This is a genomic window from Arthrobacter agilis (assembly GCF_002953615.1).
Taxonomy (GTDB): domain Bacteria; phylum Actinomycetota; class Actinomycetes; order Actinomycetales; family Micrococcaceae; genus Arthrobacter_D; species Arthrobacter_D agilis_B.
In genome coordinates, this window is record NZ_CP024915.1 from 2,962,023 (window position 1) to 2,969,311 (window position 7,289).

At 64.9% G+C, this 7,289-nt stretch carries 7 protein-coding genes; 6 read left to right on the forward strand and 1 reads right to left on the reverse strand.

Going from position 1 to position 7,289, the window contains the following annotated elements; all coding sequences use genetic code 11:
* Window positions 1-313: 313 nt before the first annotated feature.
* Complete coding sequence (locus tag CVO76_RS14450) at window positions 314-1,171, forward strand: GAF and ANTAR domain-containing protein (RefSeq protein WP_244186342.1); 858 nt, start codon at window positions 314-316, stop codon at window positions 1,169-1,171.
* A 117-nt stretch (window positions 1,172-1,288) separates the two neighbouring features.
* Here CVO76_RS14450 and CVO76_RS14455 read toward each other — a convergent pair whose 3' ends face one another.
* Window positions 1,289-2,065, reverse strand: a complete 777-nt coding sequence (locus CVO76_RS14455; protein ID WP_208739871.1) for a GAF domain-containing protein — start codon at window positions 2,063-2,065, stop codon at window positions 1,289-1,291.
* A 282-nt stretch (window positions 2,066-2,347) separates the two neighbouring features.
* Here CVO76_RS14455 and CVO76_RS14460 point away from each other — a divergent pair, with 282 nt between their 5' ends.
* The 5 genes from CVO76_RS14460 (at window position 2,348) to CVO76_RS14480 (ending at window position 7,175) form a co-directional block, all read left to right on the forward strand.
* A complete protein-coding gene (locus tag CVO76_RS14460; RefSeq protein ID WP_432206106.1) occupies window positions 2,348-2,737 on the forward strand; it encodes an ArsR/SmtB family transcription factor in 390 nt (129 codons plus the stop codon).
* A gap of 55 nt (window positions 2,738-2,792) precedes the next feature.
* Window positions 2,793-3,227 carry a low molecular weight phosphatase family protein gene (locus tag CVO76_RS14465; RefSeq protein WP_244186006.1) on the forward strand — a complete coding sequence of 145 codons (435 nt, stop codon included), beginning with the start codon at window positions 2,793-2,795 and terminating at the stop codon, window positions 3,225-3,227.
* A 155-nt stretch (window positions 3,228-3,382) separates the two neighbouring features.
* Window positions 3,383-4,918, forward strand: a complete 1,536-nt coding sequence (locus CVO76_RS14470) for an arsenic transporter (RefSeq protein WP_208739872.1) — start codon at window positions 3,383-3,385, stop codon at window positions 4,916-4,918.
* 325 nt (window positions 4,919-5,243) lie between these two features.
* On the forward strand, window positions 5,244-6,035 hold the full coding sequence (locus CVO76_RS14475; protein WP_208739874.1) for a ZIP family metal transporter: 792 nt from the start codon (window positions 5,244-5,246) through the stop codon (window positions 6,033-6,035).
* A gap of 183 nt (window positions 6,036-6,218) precedes the next feature.
* Window positions 6,219-7,175 carry a manganese catalase family protein gene (locus CVO76_RS14480; protein WP_208739876.1) on the forward strand — a complete coding sequence of 319 codons (957 nt, stop codon included), beginning with the start codon at window positions 6,219-6,221 and terminating at the stop codon, window positions 7,173-7,175.
* Window positions 7,176-7,289: the final 114 nt, after the last annotated feature.

Here is a 7,289-nt window from a genome sequence, read left to right on the forward strand (position 1 = left end):
TGGGTCGGGCGCCTGCATCTGCGTGTGGCTCATGGCCCCCCTGTTCATCCGTCATCAGGGCGTCCAGTTGCTGCCGCAGCTACTGACTGAAGCACTCCACAGCACTCCACAGCACTCCTGAAGGCCTCCCCTTGCACGCACCCTCCCTCACGGCTTCACCTCAGCTGTCATGATCGGCGCGGCACGTCTGGCGTTCGTCGCGGAGACGGCCAGGGTCGACATACCAGGGCGCACTGTCGCGCAGCCGGCAATGACAAGGACGCGGACGGCGGGTTCTGCGGCCGTCGCTGAGGGCGCTTGAGGCATCGTGGAGATGGGCTTCGGTGCGATTGCCGTAGCATTCGATGAGCGCTTGAGGTGGCCACTGGTTCAGCAGCGAGCCTTTTCTACCGACCGATACGTGGATGAGGAATTGATGCCGGACGAGAACGAACTGGCCCGTGAGGCCGAGCGGGACACCATCACCGCTCAGCTGCAGAACATGGTGCTCGAGAGCGATGACGTCCAGGAGTTCCTGACCGGGCTCGTCAGTGTCGCTGCGGAGGCTTTCACAGGGCGCTACGGGGACATTTTCTGCGGGATCACGCTTTTGCAGCCCCGATCCATGACCACCGTGGCCAGCAGCAGTGCCAGGGCCCGGCAGGTTGATGAGGTGCAGTACGGATTCGACGACGGACCGTGTCTGCGTGCAGCCCGTGAGGGCGTGACGGTCCACATTCCGGATTTTCTCACCGAGACCCGGTTCCCGGAGTACCGCGAAGCGATCGCAGCGCACGGGCTGCGATCAGCACTCGGGATACCGATACGTCTGGATGAGGGTGCGAGCGCCGGCCTGGACTTCTACTCCACGGAACCCGGAACCTTCGATGACAAGGGCATTCGTGTCGCCGAGGGTTTCGCCCGGGATGTGTCCCAGTCCCTGCGTCTGGCGGTGCGGGTCGCGAAGCTCACGGATGCGGCAGCGAACATGCGGGTGGCCATGGAGTCCCGGACCAGTATCGACATGGCTATCGGGGCGATCATGGCTCAGAACCGGTGCGGACAGAAAGAAGCGACCGCGATCCTGCGCCGCGCTTCCTCGAACCGGAACGTGAAGCTCCGCGACCTGTCCGTCGACATCCTCGCCTCGCTCGGACAGCACGAACCCGTCACCACGCACTTCGAGTCCTGATCCTGGCCTGCACCTCCCGGCGGGCCGCTCGACAGATGCCCGACGCACCTGCCACGGAAGGGCCCAGAGGCAAGGCGGCAGGGGTATGGACGATGTGAGATCCGTGTTGCGTGGTGGTCAGGCGTTGATCTCGTCTTCGACGAGGCGGGCGATCCTGCGCAGGAACCGCCCGTCCTGCGCCGAGAAGCTACGGGGGTGCTGATCGATGACGCACAGGGTCCCGACGGTCCATCCGCCCGGACCGCGCAGCGGGTAGCCGGCGTAGAAGCGGATGAACGGCTCCCCGACCACCAGGGGATTCGCGCTGAATCGGCCGTCCTCGAGCGCGTCCGGGACGATCAGCGGTCCCGCATTACGGATGGTCGCATTGCAGAACGTGATCTCCCTCGGCAGGTTCTGCTCGATGGGTCCGAGGACAGACTTCAGGAACATCCTGTGATCATCGATCAGGGCCACGATGGAGGAGCTGACCTGGAAATAATCCCTGGCCTGCTGCGTGTACCGGTCGAAGCGCGCCTCCCCTGGTGAGTCCAACAGGTTCGTCCGGGTGACGGCGTCGAGGCGTTCCTGCTCGGCTTCCTCCGCCGTGAACAGGAACGCACCCAGGGCGCCCAGAGACCGCTTGGAGTCCCCGGATGTTTCGGCAGGTTCGTCCTCCTCGCTGCGGGGAACACGGATGTCCACCGGCGTGTGTTCGAGGAGCTCGTTCATGGCATCGGCGAGAATGTTCCGCTCACTTCCATGCAGGACGAGCAGTCCGCCGAGGTAGGCCTGGACCTCGAACTGGGAGACGCTGCCGCCCAGGGCGTAGTACTTCACCCACAGCTCACTCACCGTGCAATGCGATCTCGCCAGGGCGAGCGTCGTCAGCCTGATCTGTATCTGGCCGTTCATTGGACCTCCGAGCCCGACCGTCCCCACTACCGAGTCCCACATGCTGAATCCGAGGCAGTGGCCCGATCACATCGATAAAAGCCCCGGCCGATCATCAGCCTACTGACCTATTCCACCGTAGTGCACACTTTGCTCCTCGCCGGACTGCTCGTCCTTTTTGCGCCTCGATGCCACGTGATGCGCCATCGCCCGCACTGTCGATCACCGGCCCCCGCCCGACATGCCCATGGTCCTGGCCTGCGCCATATCGACGGTTGTCGATGTACGGGTATGCTGGCTGGCATGACGGCGATTTCCGAGCCCCGAACCATTGCTTCGACCAAGGACTTCGCGACCATCGAGATGGTTGATGCGGGCCCGTGCTGCGTACCGTCCGGGGCGCCCGCGATGAGCGTGGAGCGGGCTGAAGCATTGTCCAGGCAGTTCAAGGCGATCGCCGATCCGAATCGGTTGCGTCTGGTCTCCCTGATTTACTCCAGCGCAGAGAACGAGGCGTGCGTGTGTGACCTCACCGAGCTGTTGAGCCTTGGGCAGCCGACGGTGTCGCATCATCTGAAGATCCTCGTCGACGCCGGGATCCTGCACCGCGAGAAGCGCGGCGTGTGGGCGTACTTCTCGATCGTGCCCGGCGCTCTGGACGCCCTCGCCGGCGTCCTCACCGAACCCGAGTAACACCCCAGCCTCCCGAATCCTGCTTGGCCCCTGCTTTCCTCCTTACCGACCAGAAGTGAGTATTCCTGTGAGTTTCAAGGCTGATAAGCCCTCTGTCCTGTTCGTGTGTGTGAAGAACGGGGGGAAGTCCCAGATGGCCGCCGGTTTGATGGACAAGGTCGCAGGAGACTCCGTGACCACCGCCTCTGCCGGGTCGAAGTTCGGATCCTCCGTCAATGCCCTGTCTGCCGAGGTCCTGGCGGAGGTCGGGGTCGACATCAGTCAGAAAGTGCCCCGCCAGATCACCGTCGAAGACCAGCAGCAGGCAGACCTCGTGGTCATCCTCGGCGCCGAGGCGCAGGTCGACGAGGTCGAAGGCACTCTGTACGAGCGGTGGGAGACCGACGAACCCAGCGAACGCGGCATCGACGGGATCGAGCGGATGCGCCTGGTCCGCGACGACATCCTCGACCGCGTCACCGCCCTCCACGCAACCCTCACCACTCGCTGACCCCAGCACCAGGGCTTCTCACCCGGGCGACAACGGTCATGTTCTCTTGCCGGCGCCCGGTGTTCGCTTCCGAGCCCGTTACAACCTCACCTCACACCCACAGGTGAGTTCGTCGGTGCGTCTTTTCCTGCCCTCCTGCTAGGAGCCCTGCTGCTATGACTGCCATGACCGTGGTCGCCGTCCTGATCTTCCTCGCCACCCTGACCCTGGTCATCTGGCAACCCAAAGGCCTCGGCATCGGCTGGTCCGCCCTCGGCGGCGCGGTCCTCGCGCTTCTGACCACGGTGGTGAGCCTGTCGGACATCCCGGTCGTGTGGGACATCGTCTGGAACGCGACCTTCGCGTTCGTCGCGATCGTGATCATCTCCCTCATCCTCGACGAATCCGGGTTCTTCACATGGGCGGCCCTGCACGTCGCCCGCTGGGGCAGAGGCAACGGGCGTCTGCTCTTCACCCTCATCGTCCTGCTCGGTGCCGCGATCGCGGCCGTGTTCGCGAACGACGGAGCGGCGCTGATCCTCACGCCGATCGTCATCCAGATGCTCCTGGCCCTGAAATTCCCCGCGAAGGCGTCCCTCGGATTCGTCATCGCCTGCGGTTTCATCGCCGACGCCGGGAGCCTGCCCCTGGTCGTCTCCAACCTCGTGAACATCGTCACCGCCGACTTCTTCGACATCAGCTTCGCCCGCTATGCCGCGGTCATGGTCCCGGTCGGCATCGTGTCCGTCGCCGCGAGCCTCGGCGTTCTCCTGCTGTTCTTCCGCACGGTGATCCCCCGCACCTACGACATGAGCGCCCTCGAGACACCCGAGTCGGCAATCGCGGACCCCCTGACCTTCAAGACCGGGTGGGTCATTCTCGGAGTCCTGCTCATCGGCTACTTCGCCGCCGAACCACTGCACATCCCACTGTCCGCCGTGGCAGGTGTCGGCGCAGTGGTCCTCATGCTGGTGGCATCCCGCAAACCTGCCTTCCTCTTCCCACGCATGCCCGTCCCGGCGATGCAGGAACCTGTGTCCGAGATCGATGCGGCAGGGCAGGCAGCCGACCTCGACTACGAAACTGTCGGAGCGGCCCACCGCCCCACCGGTGCCACAGCGAACAGTGCCCACCCGGCCTCTGGCACGTTCAGCTCGGACGTGAACGACGATGCGTCCCCCTCCTCAGCTGGTGGCGGTGCGGCTACGCTCCCGAACGGTCGGATCTCCGTTCCGCGGATCCTGCAGGAAGCACCCTGGCAGATCGTCCTGTTCTCCATCGGCATGTACCTCGTCGTCTACGGATTGCGGAACCAGGGCCTCACCGACGAACTCGCCGGCGTGTTCTCGGCCATCAGCAACAACGGCGTGCTCATCACCGCGCTCGGCGTCGGCGTCCTCGTCGCGGTCCTCGCGTCCCTGATGAACAACATGCCCACCGTCCTCATCGCCTCCCTCGCCATCGGGGCCGCGGGATCAACCGGGCTGACGCAGGAGGCGATGATCTACGCCAACGTCATCGGGTCCGACCTCGGCCCCAAGATCACCCCCATCGGCAGCCTCGCCACCCTGCTCTGGCTCCACGTCCTGGACCGCAAGGGCATCTACATCGGCTGGGGCCAGTACTTCCGCACCGGGATCCTCCTGACCATCCCCGTCCTCATCATCACCCTCCTCGCCCTCGCCGGCTGGCTCACCATCATCGGCACCTGAACACCTTCACGCCTCCGGTCGCCGCGCTCCTGAACCTGTGCACCACCGAAGGCGTCTGACGACGCGATGCTCGAAAGAGATCGGCGGACTCACGTTCATACGCCGGCATCCGGATGCGCCGGAAGATCAGCGTGATTCCTCTGCAACCAAGTCAGGAACGGCTTGTTGTCGGTGTGAGTGACGCCGCCGAGAACTCTTGAGAAGCGCCCTACTACCGACGGGAGGTGGAAAGGCGCACTGCAGTGCGTGTCGAAGTAGATCCTGAGAGAAGGGCTTCTCGCCGTCGTCGTTGGCCTGGCCCCTGTCGTGGTCGCATACTGGCCGCATGATGATGTCGCTCGTGTTCGGTGTGGTGGCCTCCAGCGCGCTGATCATCGGGGCGCTGGTCGGTGTGCGGTTCAACCTGCCCAAGAGGGTGCTGGCAATCCTGCTGTCCTTCGCCGCAGGATCTCTGATCACAGCCCTGGCCTTCGAACTGTTCGAGGACGCCTTCGAACAGGGTGGTATCTGGCGGGCAGCACTGGGCCTGCTTGCAGGCGCTCTCGTCTTCACCGTCCTCAGCGCCCTGCTCGATCGATGGGCCCAAGCCGGCGAGGATCCCGCACCGGCCGACGAGCACGAAGGCAGCGCGAAGCTGGACACCGACGCTGCCGCTTCGGACCATCCCGCGTCCAAAGCCTCAGTACGCGGCGCGGCAGGCCTGGCCCTGCTCGCCGCCGTCACGCTCGACGGGGTCCCGGAGAACGTCGCCCTCGGCGTGGCACTGGGCGGAGGCACCGGAGGCCTTGCCCTGCTGGCTGCGATCTTCGTCTCCAACCTCCCCGAAGCCCTCGTCGGAGCATCATCCATGCGCTCCCAGGGCTCATCGACGTCGAAGATACTCGGCCTATGGGGAGCCTGTGCCGTCCTCCTGGTTGCCGCCGTCCTCATCGGCGCCGGTCCCCTCTCAGGGGCAGACCCGGAAGCCATTTCACTGCCCCTGGCTTTCGCCGCCGGCGCGGTCATCGCGTCCCTGGCCGACACCCTCATGCCCGAAGCCTATGAACACGGGGGACCCGCAGTAGCCATGAGCACCGCCGCCGGTTTCGTCCTCTCCTTCACCCTGTCCCTCATGTAAACGTCCAGGTCGGCATTCCTACGACTAGGTGCTTCGCCCCTGATACCGCTGCGCGCTGGTGCACACTCCAGGCATTCGTTCGAACTCCCTCGCAGCAGGTCGCTGCCCACTTGTGGTCTCGGGTCCGGCGGTGGAAGGTGAAGGTAAGGCGGCTTCCTTTTCCGCCTGTCATCAGGAGGTTCCATGTTCTTCCACGTTCAGCAGCTCATCAACGAGATCATCCCCGACGAGCCGGATCCCGCCGCCGCCAACGCCCTGCAGGAAGGTCTCGGCGGGCAGTTCGGCGAGATGCGCACCATGATGCAGTACCTGTTCCAGAGCATGAACTTCCGTGGCGCAGCCGCCAAGCCCTACCGCGACCTGATCCAGGGCATCGGCACCGAGGAGATCAGCCACGTCGAGCTGATCGGCACCACGATCTCCCGGCTCCTCGACGGCTCCCCCCGCTATCAGGGCAAGCTCGAGGATCCGCTGGACGCCCCGGGGGCCGGTGGCGCGATCCCGTTGAACCTGGCCCTGTCCCAGGGCAACATCCACCACTATCTCGTGGGCGCACAGGGTGCACTGCCTGTCGACTCGGCGGGCAATCCCTGGAGCGGCAGCTACGTCTACAACTCGGGCAACCTTCCCCTTGACCTGCTGTACAACCTGATGCTCGAGGCGACCGGCCGGCTGCAGAAGTGCCGCATGTACGAGATGACCGACAACAAGACCGCCCGCTCCACGATCTCCTACCTGATCGTCCGCGACCAGGCCCACGAGAACGGTTACGCGAAGGCCCTCGAGACCCTCGGGGTGAACTGGAAGTCGCTGCTACCGATCCCGAAGACCAACGCTGAGCAGTTCCCCGAGGTCAAGAAGCTCCTCGACCTGGGGTTGCAGAGCAAGCAGTACACCTTCGATCTCAAGGGTCAGTCGGAGGCCGGCAAGATCTACCAGGGGTTGTCCCCGTCGCACGACGGAACGACCCTCGACGCCAGCGAGCAGGCCCCCGAGGGCGTGCCGTCGGAGATCGCCCCCGAGCGGCTGGAGGAGTTCGCCCCCGGGCTCGACCCCCAACTGCTCGACCTGATCCAGGCCACGGCCGATATGGAGATGGCCGACATCGACGCGACATTCGGCCCAATGACCACCAAGTAACTGCCAACACTCATCGGAGGGGGTGCCGGCGACAGCTGGCACCCCCTCTCATGTGCACCGTGATTCGAAGTCCTCCCGACGGCCTCTGAGCGCCCTTGAGCTGATGGCTCCACG